Origin of the sequence: Bacillus sp. LNXM12-1 (genome assembly GCF_003004375.1) — a bacterium.
Classification (GTDB): Bacteria; Bacillota; Bacilli; order Bacillales; family Bacillaceae; genus Bacillus.
In genome coordinates this window covers 25,373-43,094 of the sequence record NZ_PVWX01000001.1, presented here as the reverse complement: position 1 = coordinate 43,094, position 17,722 = coordinate 25,373, and the positions used below count along the sequence as shown (strand labels likewise).

The 17,722-nt window shown below is 40.0% G+C and carries 23 protein-coding genes; 6 read left to right on the top strand and 17 right to left on the bottom strand.

From position 1 onward, the window contains the following. Positions 1 to 52 precede the first annotated feature (52 nt). Positions 53 to 862 carry a mechanosensitive ion channel family protein gene (locus tag C6Y07_RS00215; protein WP_060596146.1) on the top strand — a complete coding sequence of 270 codons (810 nt, stop codon included), beginning with the start codon at positions 53 to 55 and terminating at the stop codon, positions 860 to 862. Between the two features lie 26 nt (positions 863 to 888). Here the strand turns inward: C6Y07_RS00215 and C6Y07_RS00210 are convergent, their stop codons facing one another. From C6Y07_RS00210 to fadH, 15 genes are all read right to left on the bottom strand, one after another. Next, entirely contained in the window at positions 889 to 1,131 is a 243-nt protein-coding gene (locus C6Y07_RS00210) for a YkuS family protein (RefSeq protein ID WP_058014110.1), read from the bottom strand. Positions 1,132 to 1,181: 50 nt separating this feature from the next. Next, entirely contained in the window at positions 1,182 to 2,312 is a 1,131-nt protein-coding gene (locus C6Y07_RS00205) for an N-acetyldiaminopimelate deacetylase (protein ID WP_060596145.1), read from the bottom strand. Positions 2,313 to 2,396: 84 nt separating this feature from the next. After that, positions 2,397 to 3,107, bottom strand: a complete 711-nt coding sequence (gene dapD, locus C6Y07_RS00200) for a 2,3,4,5-tetrahydropyridine-2,6-dicarboxylate N-acetyltransferase (RefSeq protein ID WP_034662753.1) — start codon at positions 3,105 to 3,107, stop codon at positions 2,397 to 2,399. Positions 3,108 to 3,216: 109 nt separating this feature from the next. After that, the gene (locus tag C6Y07_RS00195) at positions 3,217 to 3,675 is read right to left on the bottom strand and encodes a flavodoxin (protein WP_081311417.1); all 459 of its coding nucleotides are present in this window, start codon (positions 3,673 to 3,675) and stop codon (positions 3,217 to 3,219) included. A gap of 16 nt (positions 3,676 to 3,691) precedes the next feature. After that, complete coding sequence (locus tag C6Y07_RS00190; RefSeq protein ID WP_060596393.1) at positions 3,692 to 4,585, bottom strand: WD40/YVTN/BNR-like repeat-containing protein; 894 nt, start codon at positions 4,583 to 4,585, stop codon at positions 3,692 to 3,694. Continuing rightward, positions 4,575 to 5,051 (bottom strand): flavodoxin, encoded by a 477-nt coding sequence (locus C6Y07_RS00185; protein WP_060596144.1) that lies wholly within the window; start codon positions 5,049 to 5,051, stop codon positions 4,575 to 4,577. The genes C6Y07_RS00190 and C6Y07_RS00185 overlap by 11 nt, the downstream gene beginning before the upstream one ends. A 186-nt stretch (positions 5,052 to 5,237) precedes the next feature. Continuing rightward, the gene (locus tag C6Y07_RS00180) at positions 5,238 to 5,660 is read right to left on the bottom strand and encodes a DUF4275 family protein (protein ID WP_060596143.1); all 423 of its coding nucleotides are present in this window, start codon (positions 5,658 to 5,660) and stop codon (positions 5,238 to 5,240) included. A gap of 118 nt (positions 5,661 to 5,778) precedes the next feature. After that, positions 5,779 to 6,660, bottom strand: coding sequence for a transcriptional regulator CcpC (ccpC, locus tag C6Y07_RS00175; RefSeq protein ID WP_003211236.1), 882 nt, complete (start codon positions 6,658 to 6,660; stop codon positions 5,779 to 5,781). A gap of 96 nt (positions 6,661 to 6,756) precedes the next feature. Then, positions 6,757 to 7,200, bottom strand: coding sequence for a cyclic-di-AMP-binding protein CbpB (cbpB, locus tag C6Y07_RS00170; protein ID WP_034663872.1), 444 nt, complete (start codon positions 7,198 to 7,200; stop codon positions 6,757 to 6,759). Positions 7,201 to 7,346: 146 nt separating this feature from the next. Continuing rightward, the gene (gene abbA, locus C6Y07_RS00165; protein WP_003210802.1) at positions 7,347 to 7,538 is read right to left on the bottom strand and encodes an antirepressor AbbA; all 192 of its coding nucleotides are present in this window, start codon (positions 7,536 to 7,538) and stop codon (positions 7,347 to 7,349) included. Positions 7,539 to 7,687: 149 nt separating this feature from the next. Then, positions 7,688 to 8,203 (bottom strand): ribonuclease H-like YkuK family protein, encoded by a 516-nt coding sequence (locus C6Y07_RS00160; protein ID WP_034662766.1) that lies wholly within the window; start codon positions 8,201 to 8,203, stop codon positions 7,688 to 7,690. Between the two features lie 145 nt (positions 8,204 to 8,348). Beyond that, the gene (locus C6Y07_RS00155) at positions 8,349 to 8,591 is read right to left on the bottom strand and encodes a YkuJ family protein (RefSeq protein ID WP_003212254.1); all 243 of its coding nucleotides are present in this window, start codon (positions 8,589 to 8,591) and stop codon (positions 8,349 to 8,351) included. A 184-nt stretch (positions 8,592 to 8,775) separates the two neighbouring features. Beyond that, a complete protein-coding gene (locus tag C6Y07_RS00150) occupies positions 8,776 to 9,672 on the bottom strand; it encodes a manganese catalase family protein (RefSeq protein ID WP_060596142.1) in 897 nt (298 codons plus the stop codon). Between the two features lie 260 nt (positions 9,673 to 9,932). Then, a complete protein-coding gene (locus C6Y07_RS00145) occupies positions 9,933 to 11,153 on the bottom strand; it encodes an EAL domain-containing protein (protein WP_060596391.1) in 1,221 nt (406 codons plus the stop codon). A gap of 64 nt (positions 11,154 to 11,217) precedes the next feature. Next, positions 11,218 to 11,982 (bottom strand): 2,4-dienoyl-CoA reductase, encoded by a 765-nt coding sequence (fadH, locus tag C6Y07_RS00140; RefSeq protein ID WP_034662771.1) that lies wholly within the window; start codon positions 11,980 to 11,982, stop codon positions 11,218 to 11,220. A 137-nt stretch (positions 11,983 to 12,119) separates the two neighbouring features. Here fadH and C6Y07_RS00135 point away from each other — a divergent pair, with 137 nt between their 5' ends. The 3 genes from C6Y07_RS00135 to C6Y07_RS00125 all read left to right on the top strand — a co-directional run bounded on the left by C6Y07_RS00135 (position 12,120) and on the right by C6Y07_RS00125 (position 14,982). Next, entirely contained in the window at positions 12,120 to 12,977 is an 858-nt protein-coding gene (locus C6Y07_RS00135; protein ID WP_106036746.1) for a metallophosphoesterase, read from the top strand. A gap of 156 nt (positions 12,978 to 13,133) precedes the next feature. Beyond that, on the top strand, positions 13,134 to 13,631 hold the full coding sequence (locus tag C6Y07_RS00130; RefSeq protein WP_060596140.1) for a L,D-transpeptidase family protein: 498 nt from the start codon (positions 13,134 to 13,136) through the stop codon (positions 13,629 to 13,631). Between the two features lie 73 nt (positions 13,632 to 13,704). Then, positions 13,705 to 14,982 carry an MFS transporter gene (locus C6Y07_RS00125; protein WP_034662784.1) on the top strand — a complete coding sequence of 426 codons (1,278 nt, stop codon included), beginning with the start codon at positions 13,705 to 13,707 and terminating at the stop codon, positions 14,980 to 14,982. A gap of 64 nt (positions 14,983 to 15,046) precedes the next feature. On the opposite strand, the gene C6Y07_RS18835 is transcribed toward C6Y07_RS00125, so the two are convergent. Continuing rightward, positions 15,047 to 15,223 carry a hypothetical protein gene (locus tag C6Y07_RS18835; protein ID WP_164847174.1) on the bottom strand — a complete coding sequence of 59 codons (177 nt, stop codon included), beginning with the start codon at positions 15,221 to 15,223 and terminating at the stop codon, positions 15,047 to 15,049. Between the two features lie 159 nt (positions 15,224 to 15,382). On the opposite strand from C6Y07_RS18835, the gene C6Y07_RS00120 reads away from it, so the two are divergent. Both C6Y07_RS00120 and C6Y07_RS00110 read left to right on the top strand, forming a co-directional pair. Further along, positions 15,383 to 15,598, top strand: a complete 216-nt coding sequence (locus C6Y07_RS00120) for a hypothetical protein (RefSeq protein ID WP_003211341.1) — start codon at positions 15,383 to 15,385, stop codon at positions 15,596 to 15,598. A 717-nt stretch (positions 15,599 to 16,315) separates the two neighbouring features. Next, positions 16,316 to 16,777 carry a YkyB family protein gene (locus C6Y07_RS00110; RefSeq protein ID WP_012009774.1) on the top strand — a complete coding sequence of 154 codons (462 nt, stop codon included), beginning with the start codon at positions 16,316 to 16,318 and terminating at the stop codon, positions 16,775 to 16,777. 34 nt (positions 16,778 to 16,811) lie between these two features. Here the strand turns inward: C6Y07_RS00110 and C6Y07_RS00105 are convergent, their stop codons facing one another. Then, a complete protein-coding gene (locus C6Y07_RS00105; protein WP_034662787.1) occupies positions 16,812 to 17,720 on the bottom strand; it encodes a chemotaxis protein in 909 nt (302 codons plus the stop codon). Between the last annotated feature and the right edge of the window lie 2 nt (positions 17,721 to 17,722).

Sequence of the window (17,722 nt, the reverse complement as noted above, 5' to 3'; positions counted from 1 at the left end):
AACAAATGATTAGCTTCTCTATTAGAGCATACATAGAAAGGTTTTGAAGAACATGAAAGCATTTGAACAAGTAGATTGGGTTTCCATTATCCTCAATAGCAGTATGATTTTGCTAAAACTAATCGTTATTTTTGCGATTTATTTTATCATCAGAGTCATCGGAAACAAGATGATTAGGCGTGCCTATTCCACATTCTCTGAAAAGCATGACGTCTCTTTATCAAGAGCTCAGACGCTGCAAAGTCTCACGTTAAATATTTTCGCCTACATATTGATTTTTATTCTAGTGGTCATGATCCTCGACTTATTTCATTATAACCCGACCGCTTTGCTAGCTGGCGCAGGCGTTGTGGGGCTTGCGATCGGTTTTGGCGCTCAAGGACTAGTGAGTGATATTGTGACAGGATTCTTTATATTATTAGAGAAACAATTCGATGTGGGAGAATATATAACAGTTGCTGGCTTTGATGGGATCGTAGAACAAATTGGACTTAGAACCACTCAGCTTCGAAGCTTTGACGGCACCCTTCATTTTATCCCAAATCGAAGTATATTGAACGTGAGCAACCATTCAAGAGGGACGATGCAGGCACTCGTTGATATCGAGTTATCTCCAGAAGAGAATGTGGATCAAATGATCACAGCCCTTCAAGCTGCGTGTGATGAGGTTCGGGAAGAAATCCCTCAAATTATCGAAGGACCTCAAGTTGTCGGCGTGGAGGCGTTCGGCTCCTCTTCCCTCGTACTGCGCATCATAGCTAAAACCGAAACAATGGAGCAATGGCGGGTAGAACGAATCTTGCGCAAAAAAATGAAAGAAGTACTCGATATAGAAAAAGAGCAAAAAGAACCGGGGTTATAATCTACCGGTTCTTTTTCTTGTTTGTTTTATTGAACACGCTGTTCTACTTCTTGACAAATTTCATCAGCCGTCATACCTGACGCAGTAATCACAGATGCTTTTGTCGTTGTGTCTGAAATGCCAAGAACATTTGAATCCAGCCCTGTGACCACATAGCAGTCACACTGATCCATTTGCTGTTCATTTTGAATACGTACGACGTCATACCCTTTTTGCTTCAGTAGTTCTTCTACATCGGATAAAGATGGTTCTACACCAATTTTTGTCATAATCAAGAACACCTCCTGTTCATAAGGTGTACAGGAGGCAGCTTGATTATTCATTCACCTGCTTGCTTTTTGAAATAAGCTGTCATAACGTTTACAGCTGTTTCTATCGCTTTTTCATCAGGCATGAGTTTTGCATGATGCAGGCCATATTCTGAATCGACCCCTAACCAAAACATGAATCCAGGGTATTTTTTCAACATGTAGCCAAAGTCTTCTCCTGTCATGGCTTCTCTGCATTCAACCACATTCGCAAGCCCTTCTCCGGCAACATATGACATAAATTCCTCTGTCAGATCCTTTGAATTGTCCACTTCGTAATAAGATGAAGGGTATCGCACGGTTGCCTTGCATTCGTAGCCAATTTCAATCCCTTTTGCTAGTGCTTCAATTCGCTTTCTCACCTTATCCATAGACTCTGGTGAAAGTGTACGAATAGTGCCGTCAAGCTTTGCATGCTGGGCAATGATATTTTGAGCCGTTCCGCCGGTAATTGTGCCAATCGTAATGACCGCACTATCAAGAGGATCGACATTACGAGAAATAACCGATTGCAGTTGACCTACAAGTGCACTCGCAGCCACAACCATATCATTCGCTAAATGAGGGTAAGCAGCGTGTCCGCCTTTTCCTTCAAGATCAATCACAAGCTCACTCGTATTAGCAAATAACAGCCCTGGCTTTGTGGCTATCGTTCCGACAGGATATTCAGGTGCAATATGCAGCGCTGTAATAAAGTCTGGCGTCCACTTTTTCAGCACATCGCTTGTAAGCATCGGTTCAGCTCCGCCTGGACCTTCTTCTGCCGGCTGGAACATAAATAATAGATCTTCTTTGATTGGCTCATGAACGAAATGATCAATGATTCCAAGTGCGATGGTCATATGAAGGTCATGTCCACATGCGTGCATGTTCCCTTCATGTACTGATTGAAATGGATACCCTGTCTCCTCAGGAATAGAGAGGCCGTCCATATCTGCACGATAAGCAAAAACGCGCTCAGGATTTGTTCCCTTTACTTTAACAAAAAGTCCAGTGCGCCACGTTTCCATCTCAACTCGATCTTTTGAATAAGCACCAAGATGCTTGATGAGATACGCTTGTGTTTTGAATTCCTTAAAACCAAGCTCAGGGATTTGGTGTAAATCTCTTCGAATGGATATTAATTGCTCACGATTTAACAAGTGAACTCGCTTCCTTTCCTCTATACGAATAAGACGTGGATATATATCATCCACGTCTATGTCTTCAACTGCGAATTATGTGAATTAAAGCTGACGCAGTTCTTGTTTGATTTCCGTTTTACCTTTTGTTTTTTCATCAATGTCTTTGATTTTCTTTGCAGGTGTACCTGCTACAACTGTGTAAGGCTCCACATCGTTCACAACGATCGCACCAGCTGCTACGACTGCACCTTTACCAATTGTCACACCTTCTAGAACAACAGCGTTCGCACCGATGACAACATCATCTTCTACAACAACTGGTTTAGCAGACGGCGGCTCAATGACACCTGCAAGAACAGACCCAGCACCGATATGACAGTTCTTACCTACTGTTGCACGGCCACCAAGCACCACGTTCATGTCAATCATGGTACCTTCACCGATCACAGAACCGATATTAATAGAAGCTCCCATCATGATGACTGCATTATCACCGATTTCTACTTGGTCACGAATGATAGCACCTGGCTCAATACGTGCTTTAATATTCTTTAAATCTAACATCGGGATTGCAGAGTTGCGGCGGTCATTTTCCACGACAACATCTTCAATTTTGTCTTTGTTCGTTTCCAGCGCTTCTTGGATTTCGCTCCACTCACCGAAAACAACTCCAGTGTTTCCTGTGATGAACGTTTTTGCATGTTCACCAAATTTAATACCTTCTAAATCACCTTTGATGTAGACTTTCACAGGTGTTGATTTTGTACTATTTTGAATAAATGAAATAATTTCATTAGCGTCCATTTGTTTCATGTATGTATGTCCTCCTCTTAATTTATACTTCATTACTGTACCAAAGGAGAGTTTTAATGACAAGTGAAAGAGTTGACTCTTCAATGGAAAATAAAACAAGCGGGACCGATTACCCCGCTTCCTGCTGGTGAAGATGAACAAATTGTTTGCCAAAAGAAATCAATTTCTCTTCTTCTTCTCCTTCTGGATTCAGCTCAATCTTGACTGATGGCAAGACAATGTCACCGCCAAGTTCCTTCACTTTTTCTTCGATTAGGTCAACAGCTCCGCAAAAATGCTCATAAGATGTATCCCCAGAACCGAATATAGCAAATGCTTTTCCCGTTAAATCAAGCTCTTCCATTTCTTCATATAAATCAATAAAATCATCAGGAAGGTCACCATCTCCCCATGTGTACGCACCTAACATAATGTGCGTGTAATCATTGAGAAGCTCTGCATCAATATCCATCGCTTCATGCCGGTCCACGCTAGCTCCCGCTTCTGTTATTCCTTTTTCAATTAAATCTGCCATCGCTTCTGTATTCCCAGACATCGTGGCATACACCAATAAAACCTTTTCTGTCACTTTTTCTTCCTCCTTATCAATGAATCAATGCCGGCTCCTCATATGGCCTCACAAACTTGCTTTCATATAAACCAGCACAGAAAAAGTTTTCATTTTGATTGGCTACACGAAAACCGTGTCCTTTGATCGTATCAAACCATTTGAGCTCTTTTTGCTCAATATCAAGCTGATACACTTTAGAAAATCCGTGTTCATCTTGTGAGGTGGTCACATATACAATTCCATTATCCTCTGACACATCCAAAAATGATTCCTCTCTAGCAAAGGCCTGTGATTGAATATCATGCAGCATATTTGTATGTAAATCTAAAATTTGAACAGACCCCTTTTTTCCTTTTTTTGATCCTAATGCGCAAACAAGAAGATGTTCCTGACAGAGCAGCATAGAAGCTGTCATCCGGTGCTCCTCTCTGTTTAGGAGGAAAACCTGCTCACTCTCCAAGTCATACATCCATATTCCTCCGTGAACCTCATGAATCTGTGTTCCAATATAAAGGTGATCACCTGCAGCACATAAAGAACGAATAACAGGCGGGTGGTTCACATGAGCAAATGGCTTCATAATTTCCCAGGAAATCCCGAAATCATTTGACACATAAATACTATGTTTTCCATGTGCACACACAAACCCGTCTTTGCGTCCTGTAATAGACCAAACGACTGCATTTGTTGGAAATGATGATAGCGCCCATGTATTGCCTTCATCTCCTGATCTAATCACTGTGCCATTTTCACCAACACCGAATAAATAAGGTCCGATATAGCTGATGGCATGAATTTTATGCTTGAGCTTAAAGAGCTGCTGCCACCCGCTCTCCACACTGTAGTGAAAAATACCTTCCCGTTTTACAGCGACAAAGTATCCACCACTTTTAGAAGCAGCAACAGCTGTCGCTCCTTTATGAAACATGATTTTCAACTCGTTTCTCAGATAACGCCGCCCACGTTAAGAAGCTCGTAGCAAATTCCTGACAGCACGCCACATCCTCATCTGTATCTGGCGCAAGCTCCATTTTCAATGTTTCAGGAAATACGGATGCACCGGTTGATTTGAGCATGTTATGAAATGTATGGACAGCCTCACAAAACTTCGGGTAGCTGTAATCTCCAGATCCGAACACAGCTGCTTTGATGTCACTTAGTTCAAGCGTAGAGACCTCTTCATAAAAATCCTCAGCTTCATAAGGTAAATCACCATCACCCCATGTATAAGAACCGATGAACACATAATCGTATGAAGAAAGGTCCTCTGCATTCGTATCATCAAATTCCATCATCTCCGTATCTATCCCTTTTCCTTCAAGTGTTTGCTTTATGATTGCTGCCATATCTTCTGTATTACCAGACATACTCGCAAATGCAATTAGTGCTTTCATCTATCGGTCACCTCATCTAAATGATAATCATTTTCAATTATTATATGTACACTTTAAATGATAATGATTTTCATTGTCAAATGATTTTATGAAAAAGCTTTGACCAATCATTACTATAACCCAATGAAAAACCCGCTCATTCCAATTGGAAGGCGGGTTTTTCATATCGAAGAGATCATCGGTTCCTCATTCGTTCAATTCATCTATTCGAATAAAATATGGACCATAATCCGTTTCGTGCGTCATCACAAATGTCCATTTTTCATTCCAATCCATCACATACATATCGTTATAATCCATATTATTAGACTCATATGGTAAATCATTGATTAAAAGAGAGCTGGCATTTTCGAAAAGATACGCCTCGTCAACAAATTGATAAAAAACAGTACATTTATCCTTTGATTGGTGAAAAAATGCGTCTATCGCTTCAGCCTTTTCAAGGCATGTAACCATTCCAAAACTGCATAAATGCCATAAAAAATCATCTATTGATATCTCGTTTTGTTCTTTAATTGAAAGATGACTAGCAAAACGTTCACGCCACCTCACGCGCAAACGATCTCCCCATTCAGGTTTGTTCATTTTGATTAATTGATTGTTTTTCATAAGATCGAAGTCTCCTCTATGATTCGCTCCATCTATCTATTGGATATGCGTGCAATAAGTAAATTTAATCAAACTGATTATTTACCTAAAAAAGCACCTTCCTCTTCCAAGAAGGTACTTACACCGCATCACTTTCAAGCATTTCTTTGACCACACCGACAAATGCTTGCACCTGTTTTAATTGAAAAGAAGCTTCATAGCCTAGCAGCCATGTGTCACGTCCGATTTGCTCTCCATTCACGTCAACAAGCGGTGTTTTATGAACACTTTTTTCGTGGTCATATAAGGTGACTGAAGGCAAAATGGCGTAGCCGATGCCGTGGTAGGCCATTTGTTTACATGTCTCAATCTGGTCCACTAGAATCGTCTGCTTTGGAGACACTTTAAATTTTTGGTGCCACCAGTGCTGGATTTCCTGATAATACGTGCTGTCACTTTTAAATTGAATAAACGGGCGTTCTGTCTCGATTAACTCGTCCACGTCTTTGATGACAGAATCGACTAAATATAAATGATCTGTCATCAAATATTCCTTTGTTCCCTTCCAATCAGGGTTTCCGCGAATAATTCCAATGTGCACGTGGTCCTCGTATAAGCTTTTGAGCATTTCACTACTCCAGCCGGTCACAAGTGATACCTTCGCATTTGGATATTTTTCGACATACCGCTTTAACACTTTCGGCAGCCAGTGCTGTCCAATAATGGATGCAACCGCAAGCTTTAGTGTACCGTGAATTTCCCCTTCAAGTTCATCGATTCGTTCTCTCACTCGATCTTGCTCAACCGTCACCTCTTTTGCAAATTGAATGATCTGTTCACCTGCCGAAGTCACGGTGAGCCCTTTCTGAGAACGAAAAAAGATTTTGGTTCCCCACTCTTTTTCGATCGTCTGCAATCTTTGGGATAAAGCAGGCTGAGAGACAAAGAGCCGCTCCGAAGCCTTTCTCATATTCAATTCTTCACTAAGCACAACAAGCATATGTAACTCCTGAAGCTGCATGGGCGTCCCCTTTCTCTCTATAAGATTTTCTTATTCCATATGGTCATTATATAAATTATAGCTTATGAAGGCAAAAAAAATAAGCTGGGCTTCAGCTCATTTTTTCGCGGCATGAATCACTTCATTTAAGCGCTTTAATACAACACGTCGTGTAAATATTCCTTCAAAGACTTGCTCCTCATTTTCTACACAAACAAATCCATTATTCGTCACAGCGTGAACGCCTTTTAGCACAGGGTCCGTTGTTTTAAGTCTTGGAATATCAGTCAGCATGACCTCTTCTACCTTCAGTTGGTCCAGCTTTTCGAATTCAATTCGTTCTAAACCAAAGATCTTATCCATGATCATATTCGTTCCAATTAACCCATGCAGATGATAAGAAGGATCTAAAACCGGGATGGCTGTATATCCTGTTTTTGTTAGGACCAATAAGGCATGCTCAAGGTTATTTCCAATTTGAACATGTGCCACTTTATCTGCATCAATCATATGCTCGGCTATTGTTGACTCAAGCAATTGAGTTGGTTCTATCTCTATCATGTTTCTTCGACCCCTTTTCTCTCGATCATCAATCATACATTCCCCTTTACCATTAAGCATAAACTAAAACGAAATTTGTCGAAAGATTTTTTCTGCATAAAAAAGATACTCAGCTCCCGAGTATCTAATAGAATGTTAAATCAATATTAATTCTCAAACCTTACTCTGTCATACAATGTGATCAATTGCTTATACGTATTGTCATCGACATTTTTTGTTCCACATTCTATATCATTGATCTCACTGCTTAGTAATTCGACAGCATATTCCTGATTCAGCAATACGTTTAATAATAGCTTTTTCTCTTCTTCATTAAAACGATTTTCGATGACGCTCATCCAACATCAGGCCCCCTGTTTCATATATGCTTTTATATTGATTAGCAGGCTTTTGAATGTCTGCTTCCTCTCTATACAGCTAGAATAAGGAACTAGAATCGAATCGTCAACCGCACGTTTCGACAAGGTTTGGAGAAAAATGACGGAATTTATTTTGTGTATCGATTGGCATAGCAAAATGCTGCGTATGAGTCGGGTTTTATTTTAGCTTCAATTCCCATAGCTGTGATCATTCCGGTCATTTCCTGGATCAGCTCTTTCGTACTTCCTTTTTTGCCAATATCTAGATGGGCTTCAAACCGGAGGTCTGCCCCTTCCTCAGCAAACGGAAGAAGCAAATCCATCAGTTCTGTTAAAGGTCCCTCAAGGATGTCTGCACATACCTTTTGGCTAAACGCTGTCTCTAATGAAATTTTTTCTCTAAGACTTTGCACAGGCCTGCTGATCACTTGTTGTGTGAGGCAGCCCCAAGCCCCTTTGCCAATCCGGTGGAGATGAATTGCAGTCATAAATCTTGTGACATTTTGATTGACCTGAGAGTCCGTACCAATTGATAACACATAGGCGGATCTAGGGTCTTTTCGAATAAAGTCTTTCATTCTCATGACGACATCAGAAAACGCTAAATAATCTTCAGAAAGATTGTAGTAAAAAGAATCACTCACAGAAAGGAACTCCTTTTTAATGGTCTCTTATCCGAAATATGCGCTGATTGATCATCTTCCATTTGTACACAGCCAATAATGACACATGTATATTGCCGCAAATAAACGAAGGAATCCTTAGAAAAAACATTTCATACGATTCAGCTTAGGATTGTAGAAGCTCAAAAATCTCAATCGAAATCATATCAATGTTGTCAAATGGGAAAGTATTTGGCTTATCCCCTTGTTGAAAAACAGTCAATTCAAACGTTTGATTCTTTTCGAAATACTTAACACTACAGATTTTCTCACCGTTCACTTCGAAATAACGCTGTGCCGGTTCGTTTGCAGCTTCTGCTGTCTCTTGAAGACTTTGCAGCCTTGTAATGATACCCATTAATTGTGACATTCTAAAAAAAGACTCCTTTCAAAAAAACAACTCAAGATGAACCCGTATTGATTATACACAAGTCCTACAAAGCATCATACCATAAAGTGTTCTCAGATGATATTTTTCCTCTTGAATTCAAAAAAAGAAAAAGAATCTGTTTTTTTAGTTTGAGTCTTTTTTCTGATCTCATGCGCCATGTTTTTTATAAACCCGCAGATCTCATCAGCCGTTTGGCAATTTCGTCAAAATCCTCTTTGGAAATGCCTGGGGCAAACTCTTCCGGTAATTCTCTATAATCTGGCACAGGTGCTCCTTGAGGCGTACCCTCAATCACTGTGAGCGGCTTTCCATCAATCGGATGGTTGCCTTTCCAAATCTTATTAATGTCCTTGTAATCCGTATCACTAAATGTGTACAGCTTTGTATGGACATTTTGGTCTTCAAATTTCCTCGCTGAATCAAAGTATTTGTTGTCGAGGTTTGGGATCGGCAACATCTTTCCTAGATCTACACCCGTGGCTACCTCAAGCGCCTTTGCATATGCCACAACATGCACTCCGCCCCTGACGAGTAAATAACCGATCATCTCTCTTGCTGTAGGATGATCTGTCATTTCATATACGCGCATTTTGTGTGTACGAGCTCCGCATTCAAGGAAGAAGTTATGAAGGAGGTCAAGAATCAGGTTGCCGCTTGAGAACACATTCTCCCCGGTCCAAGGTTTTGCCATGGAATCAAACGGATAGCCTGTTTGAGCCGTTTGAATAAAATGCTGTGTATTTCGTTTATCGACAGCCGCTTTCATCGGTGTCGTATCTGGATCTCCGCCATGGGTGGTCCCTGTAATCATAAGATTCACAGCTGTGGTCACAAGTTCTACATGACCGAATTCTTCAGCCGTAATACTGGATACGAGGTCATAAAACGGTTTGAGTTTTCGTTTTCCTCTAAAGTTAAAGGATTGAAACATGTAATTATTTAATGTGGACATTTCACCGAATTTTCCGCCGAGTAATTCTTGCACAGCAGCAGCACCATTTGCATCTGGGTGATCTGGTCTTGGCAAATCAATCAGCAGCCGCTTGTCGCGTTTGATCATGACGTTCCCTCCTACCGTCTAACTATCATCACTTAAGATGTATGGAGGGATTGGGATGTCCTATGCATGAGGAGAAGATGAAAAGCACAAAAAAAACTTGGCGGGGGTAGCGCCAAGTTTTTTGGATCTTGATCTGATAGAGGGGTTGGGGAACAGAGAGTAGCTTCTCTCTATAACTAAATGATAATGATTATCAGTTTCATTGTCAACCATTTTTTATTTCTTTTTTCTATTTAAAAAAACAGCCTAAACGGCTGCTTTTAAATTAATCCATCTTGCTCATATAAATAGGCATACGGAAGGTCTATAAACAAATACATGTCTCCCTCTAACGGATAAGAAAACGTACGTATCCTCTCACCGGTTTCTAAATCGCTGTAAATATCACTGAAAAATCCTTTCCCGCTCATTCTCATTTGGAGAATATTCGCTAGGAAATAAGGGCGCCAGCTCCAGTTTTTCTCGATATATTCAGGCTGAAACAGCCATTCTTTTTCTTTTTTAAACACATTACCAGTGATTTGAAAGCCTTCTTCATTACACATATAAATCCGAAAGCTGCAATCCGTTAATTCTAATGCCAGCTTTTGTATGAGTTCATCATTTGTGCTGCATGATTTTTTTAATGTCGTGACCGCTTGATGAATTCGCTTATAAAATGTTTCAGAATGTTCGTAGACAGTTTGAAGTTTCTTTTTCTCATGGGCAATAAATTGCTGGAATTCTTCTCTCAGCTGATCTTTTCGTTTATTGCGGTCGATTAATTCCGCCACCGGCTCGTGAAGATAGAACCCTTGAAAGTATCTGCCGCCATTTCTCCAAGCATATTGCAGCTGAAAATTTGCTTCAATGTCTTCATAAATTAAAGCCGCCCCTATTTTTCTCGCAAGCAATGAAATGCTGTACAAGACATATTCATAGGAAGGAGAAGGAGCCGATGCCCTTAATGCGTGTAAATCTATTTTTAATAGATCGGGTGAGAGCAAGGCAATCCGGTCAAGATTGCTGCTTTCTTTTCCAATATTCGAGATGGCGATTTTAATACCATATGTACGAAAATACGTTATCGTATGGTAAAGCTGTTCAATATCGCCGCTAAACGTATGCTCTGTAAATTCGATAACAAACCGATTAAGCTGAATGCCCCTTGCTTCATATTCCTTCAAAAGTTCTAAAAAGCTTTCACCATGATCAAGCATCAGGATATTTGCATCATGATTAATAAAAATGAGCAAATCATCATCTGCTGTTGTGAAAAGATCGAGTGCTTGCGTCAGTACTTTATGATCTACTTCCACTTTATATTCGTCAGGAATAGATGAATCCGTAAAGAAGGAGCCTAGGCTAACTGTTTCAGACTCAAGCTTCATTCTTCCTAAAATCTCATAGCCTATCACTTTTTGCTCTTCCGCACTGAATATGGCTTGATAGTGCGGGAAAACATCTTCAATATTCGTTAAAATATCCAATGGATCGACCATTTTCATCACCTGCTTCTCTCTTTGTGTGATTATAACACATCAAAAGCAGGTCTTACATCGTCATTCAAAATGGGGATTGGTTGAGCCATTGACCCCCATCCATCGTGATACAATCTCCATTTATATATGAGGCTTGCTCAGATAATAAAAAGCTCGCAAGCTCTGCAATTTCCTCTGGTGTGCCCAGTCTGCCAAGAGGAACACTATCTAATGTTCTTTGCGCTGCCTCTTCCGATTCCCACAGTTTATCCGCACCGCCTGTTCTCTCGATTGGTCCTGGTGCGATGGCATTGACGCGAATTCGATATTGCTTTCCCCATTCCACTGCAAGCGTTCGAGTGAGAGATAAAACACCTGCCTTTGCTGCCGCTGAATGCGCCACACCTACACCAGCACCCCATGCATAGGTAGCCACCATATTGATCATACTTCCCCTTTTCTTTTGACGAATCCAGTAATTGCCCACTGCATGACTGCAAAAAAATGTTCCATTTAATACAATATCAATGACAGCCTTCCAGCCGTTAGGAGACAGTTTTTCTGCTGGAACCAAAAAGTTTCCTGCAGCATTGTTAATCAGAGCGTCCACATCACCAAATGTATCTACCGCAAACTTGACCATTTGATCGGCATCCTCTGGATTTCGCACATCCATTTGGAAGTAAGCGATCGAGCCGCCATTCTGCTTTATTTCATTTGCCGCCTTTTCTAACGTTTCTTCCGTTCTTCCAGTAATCACGACATTCCAGCCTCCGTGTGCCAAATGGGCAGCCATCGCCTTCCCCATTCCGCTTGATCCCCCTGTGACAATCACTGTTTGTTTCGTCATTTGTTCTCCCCCTCTGTGGTTTTGAATGACTATTCATTCATTATTTTCTATCATATCATGATTGACCCTAGATGCACCATATGGGAGATTCATCAAATATGATGCTATACTTAATTTTATTTATAAAGGAGTCTTATATGAAGCAACTTTCTCGGAGACAGTTTTTAAAAGGAGCAGCTGGCGCGAGCATTCTCGGTTTTTTAGCTACAACATGTGGATACGGATATGCCAGATACATCGAACCACGCATGATCGATACCGTGTCACTGATCATTCAGGATGCTCAACTTCCAGCTTCATTTGACCAGTTTAAAATCGCTCAATTTAGTGATGTTCATTTAAGTGATACATTTCCTGCGAAAGAATTAGAATCCGTCGTCCAGCAAATCAACGCTGAGTCTCCAGACCTCATTGTGTTCACAGGTGACCTCGTTGATTTTCAAGCATCGATTGAAGAGCATGAAAAAGCGAAAGCATATTTGACCAAGCTCCATGCCCCGTTTGGTAAGCTCGCGATATGCGGAAATCATGACTACGGACCATTTGGCGTTGATCTTTATGAGAAAACAATGAAAGCTTGCGGTTTTACAATATGTAAAAATGATGTGTTTCAATTAGAAAAAGAAGGGGCGCATATTCAGATTGCTACATTGGATGACCTGATGATGAGTGTGCCGGATTATGACCTGATTAAGCGGGAAGTATCCTCTGATTTATTTACGTTACTGCTCGTACATGAGCCTGATGCAGCATTGGAGTTAAATACAACTCCCATTAACTTGCAGCTTTCTGGACATACCCATGGCGGACAGGTGCAGCTTCCTTTCTATGGCCCCATTCTCACAGCACCTTACGGCCATACATATGTGGAAGGTTTATACGGAAGTTATCAGCACCGAATCTATGTCAACCGCGGACTTGGGACAACAAGACTGCCACTTCGATTTTTAGCCAAACCTGAATTAACCTTTTTCACCCTCTCCTCTCGCATTTAGACAGAAGCCAAATCGCTCCTTTTTGCATATGTATAATCAAAGATCTTTCTCATGACAAATGTTAGGAGAAACCTTCCTTCGCCTGATTCCGTCCATATATATATCTAGTGACGGACATCATGGCTTCTTTTATTTGAGTGAAAGGAGTGTCCTTTGGTGCTGCGATATACGGTGAAAAATGGAGAAACCCTTGCTTCTATAGCGCTTGATTTCCGAACAACAACAGATGCTTTAAAGGCTGCAAATCCGTCACTTCAAGGTCAAGAGCCTGTACAAAATGAGGTCATCATCATTCCTGGTCTGCCCGATCCTAGTTCGATCCCTTACCGCATCTCTGTTTCGATTTCAAGGAAACGTCTCGTATTGTTTTCTGGATCACAGCTTATTCGGTCGTATCCGATCGCAACAGGAAGAATTTTAAATATGACACCGACAGGTTCTTATTATATTGTCAACAGACAGCCAAACCCAGGAGGTCCCTTTGGCGCCTATTGGCTGAGCCTATCGAAAATTCATTACGGCATCCACGGTACGAATAACCCGTCTTCAATTGGTAAAGCTGTGTCTAGAGGGTGCATTCGTATGTATAATCAGAATGTCATCGAACTTGCTTCAATCGTTCCAAACGGAACACCTGTGACCATTAGCCAGTAGGAGAAATTAATTGTATGAATGCTTAAAATTTTATATGATATAAAGTGGGATCTTCAGGTTAAGGAGCGTATTTATGGATATTTTTAAAAACAGAAATTTTGTTCGTCTCTTTTTTGCAGCACTTGCTTCGCAAATGGGGACAACAGTAGGCAATATGGCGTTTGCCTTTTATTTGCTCGATCATTTTAGTCATCAGCCCGCCTATGCCACATTAGCAGAGCTCATGTATTCACTTCCAACGATCTTTGTCTTTTTTATGGTTGGTGTAGTAGCAGATCGTTTTGATCGTAAAAAAGTCGCAGAGAATTGCGATTGGATACGAGCTGGGCTGACGATTGTTTTATTCATTGTGATTTATTTCAATTCACTTCCACTTATTTTCTTGATCTTGTTTATACGAAGTGCCATTACGAAGTTCTTCTATCCAGCTGAAGCCTCTCTCGTTCAGGCGATTTTAAATAAAGATCAATATGCCAAAGCCGCTGGCTTAAATCAAATGCTGTTTAGTTTATTCATGGTATTTGGTGTTGGAATCGGTGCTATTATGTATAAGACAATTGGACTTCACGGTGCCATTACCATTGATTTGATCAGTTTTATTGTTTCAGGCATCCTGATTCGTTCATGTAACATTCCAATTGAAGCACGTCAGCCAAATGGACAAGCAGGCTGGAGAGGCATGACCATTAAAACGTCTCTAAAAGATTTTAAAGAAGGCATTCTTTACATTATAAAAAATAAATTATTGGCTTCTTTAATTTTTGGCTTTTTTGTTTTTGGTCTAGTCAATGGCGCATTTGCTGTACTTCCAATGTTTACAATGAAATATGGCCTTTCACCGGACCATTTTGAACTGCATACATCCTTCTTTACAATCGCGATCGGTGCCGGTCTACTTGTTGGCAGCTTAATGGGCTCTGTTCTCGCTAAAAAAGTAAAGATGCAATATCTCATGTCGCTTCCGATTTTGGTTGCAGGCATTCTGATTTTTGTACTTGGTTCCACCCATACACTATGGTTGTTTTATGTCACATCATTTGTCATTGGTACATGTATTGGACCGGTCAACATTGTCATTGGCGGCTGGCTGCCGAGAATCGTCCATCCTCGTCTGATGGGACGTGTGTCAGGATGGGTTGATCCACTTACCATGTTTGCTCAATCCATGACATTAGGTCTGATTGCGGTACTATTTCCAAAACTCATTACAAACGTTTCTTATATTTATTACGGAATGGGCGTTATTATTTTACTCGTTTTCCTTTTTTACTTCATTACACTGCCGAAGTTCAGCAGAGAAGCTGCCGACTTAGACGTGCAGCGAGAACTAAAAGGTCAGGGAGCGCAATAAATGAAGCAAAAAGGACTTTCTTCTATAGAAAGTCCTTTTTGCATGGCTGAAACAGAAACGGCGCTTATTTTTTCTGCTCATCGAAATGATTGGAAGCAAAATGAATGATTCTTTCAACTGCATAAATGCTAATAAATAGGATGAGAAATAGAAGCAAAGGATGAATCGACCGATCATCTATCACGTACACAATGCCTCCAACGACAAATGCGACCAATAAAGGAGTTAACATATCTTTCAATCTAAACAGTCCTTTCTGTTCTCATTAACTTTGATCTTATAACATATTTTTCTTTGTATGAAATAAAAGGAATATGTATAAAATTGCAATATTTTTAATTAAAAATCTTTACATCATTGGAAGTTTTATAGTAGGATAGTCAGGTTGGAGGTGAGGGGTATGCTAAAAAGTTATTATTTTATTCATACAAAAGATGATCAAGGACAGTATGTTGTACATACAGAAGATTGTGCATTTTTAGGTGATGCTGCAAGCCGTAAATTGATTGGTCTGCACATGAGTGGCGAGAGCGCCATTGATGAAGCTAAACAAATGACGAATGAAACTGATTTTAATGGTTGCTTCTATTGCGCTTATTCAAGTCATAAGAAATAGACCATGTTGTTAAACCATATGTTCGACATGTTGTCAGGCATATGGTAAAGTTTCAGACGCAATATGTAAAAATGAATCCAAATTGAGAAACTACCCATTTATTTAAATAGGTAGTTATCATGAACTAATAGTTCACTTCATATATATTTCATTCAGTCAATTCTTCTGCCCTTCTTGCAATGAACGTCTCTTCTCCTTTGCCCACCAATGACACCGTCAGCAATGGATTTGCCAACATTATCGAAAAGATGCTACTTCAAGATATCCCTCATGCTGGTCAGCTAAACCGCTCTGAATGCTGCAGATCCTTCAATTAAAGAAGTTTATAGAAGTTACCTCCTCATTATGTGAAAGTTCAACAAAGCCTCATCCTGCTTCAAAAAACGGACTTCAATACAGAAATTGCTTACCAAAGCAGCTTCAACTATGCTTAAAAGAATGAATATACAACACCTTTAGCATATAGAAAATGAAATGCGCCGCATTCTTTCCACCTGAAACAGATAGAAGAAAAATCATAGTGAATAGATGCTGTGTCTTTGCTGATCATTCTGCCATTTTTATATTCAACCACGTTTTAGAACCCTCCTGAATGGCTATTGTAGATAAGAGGGCTATGAATCCTATCGCTTTTACAATAACTCTATTTGCAATTTACTAATAAAAACGTATAATTTATACTAAGCACAGGAAGACGAAAGACAAAGGAGAGAAAAAATGGACGATTATGCTCATACTAAAGACATAGAACCTACAGCAGAAAACATCGCAAAAGCCATTTATACTGTTAACCGCCATGCTAAAACCGCACCAAACCCCAAGTTTCTTTATCTTTTGAAAAAACGTGCGCTGCAAAAACTATTGCAAGAAGGTAAAGGAAGAAAAGTGGGCCTACATTTCTCTAACAATCCCAAATATAGTCAACAACAGTCCGACGTGCTGATTGAAATTGGAGATTATTATTTTCACCTGCCACCAACCAAAGAAGACTTCGAATTTTTGCCACACTTAGGAAATTTAAATCAATCATATCGCAATCCGAAAGCGAATATGTCATTAAACCGAGCAAAGCAACTACTTCAAACGTATGTCGGTTTAAAAGAAAAACCTACCGCCACAAAACAAAAATCACATTACACAAAGCCCGTCTTCAAACGACTCGGGGAAAGTTATTTTTAAACAAAAAAACCACTCATGCCGAGTGGTTTTTTGTTTAGATAATAAAGTGATCGACTTTTTCAATCAGCTGATGAATTTCTGGTTTACTAATTTGATCATCTGCACCGATTGTTTCCCCTTTATGGCGCAAATCTTCAGTGATTAACGAAGAGAAGATGAGAATCGGTATGGAACTCGTTAAAGGATTTTCCTTCAACAGTTTCGTTAATCGGTGACCATCCATTTTTGGCATTTCAATATCCGTAATAATCATATCAATTTCTTCTGTCACACTGATTCCTTTACTGACAAGGTCCATGACGTGGTCATATGCCTGTTTGCCATCTTCAAAGGTCACAATGTTTTTATAGCCTGCTTCGGTTAATTCATTTGTTAATAAACGCATGAGAAGCGGAGAGTCTTCAACGACATAAAGCTTCTTCCCTGTTCTTCTCTCGTCTTTCTCACCGTCAAACATATGATACGTTTCTACTCCAGAAGCGGATTCAATATCATAAATGATTTTCTCGTAATCTGGAAGGAAAATCATTTTTTCATCAAGCTTAATGATGCCTGTTAAATGACGGTCCATCCCTTGATTGAGTGCAGTTGGCTTTTCAATTTCTTCCCAGCTGACGCGGTGAATTTGTGATACCGTTCCTGTATGGAACACAAATTTCCGTTGGTTGAATTCAGTCACAATATATTTCTCTTGTTCTGACTGATCTGACTCGACATTAAAAAAGGAAAATAGATTGATGACTGGTAAAATCTCGCCTCGTAAACTAATCATCCCTTCTACATCTTGATGAGAGTGCGGTACAACCGTCACCTCAACCGGCTGAATGATTTCTCTTACTTTCATGACGTTAATGCCGAATTGATTTGAACCAATTTCAAACTTCACAATTTCCAATTCATTGGTACCAGAGTCAAGTAAAATTTCTTGTTTGTTTAAAGCCACGG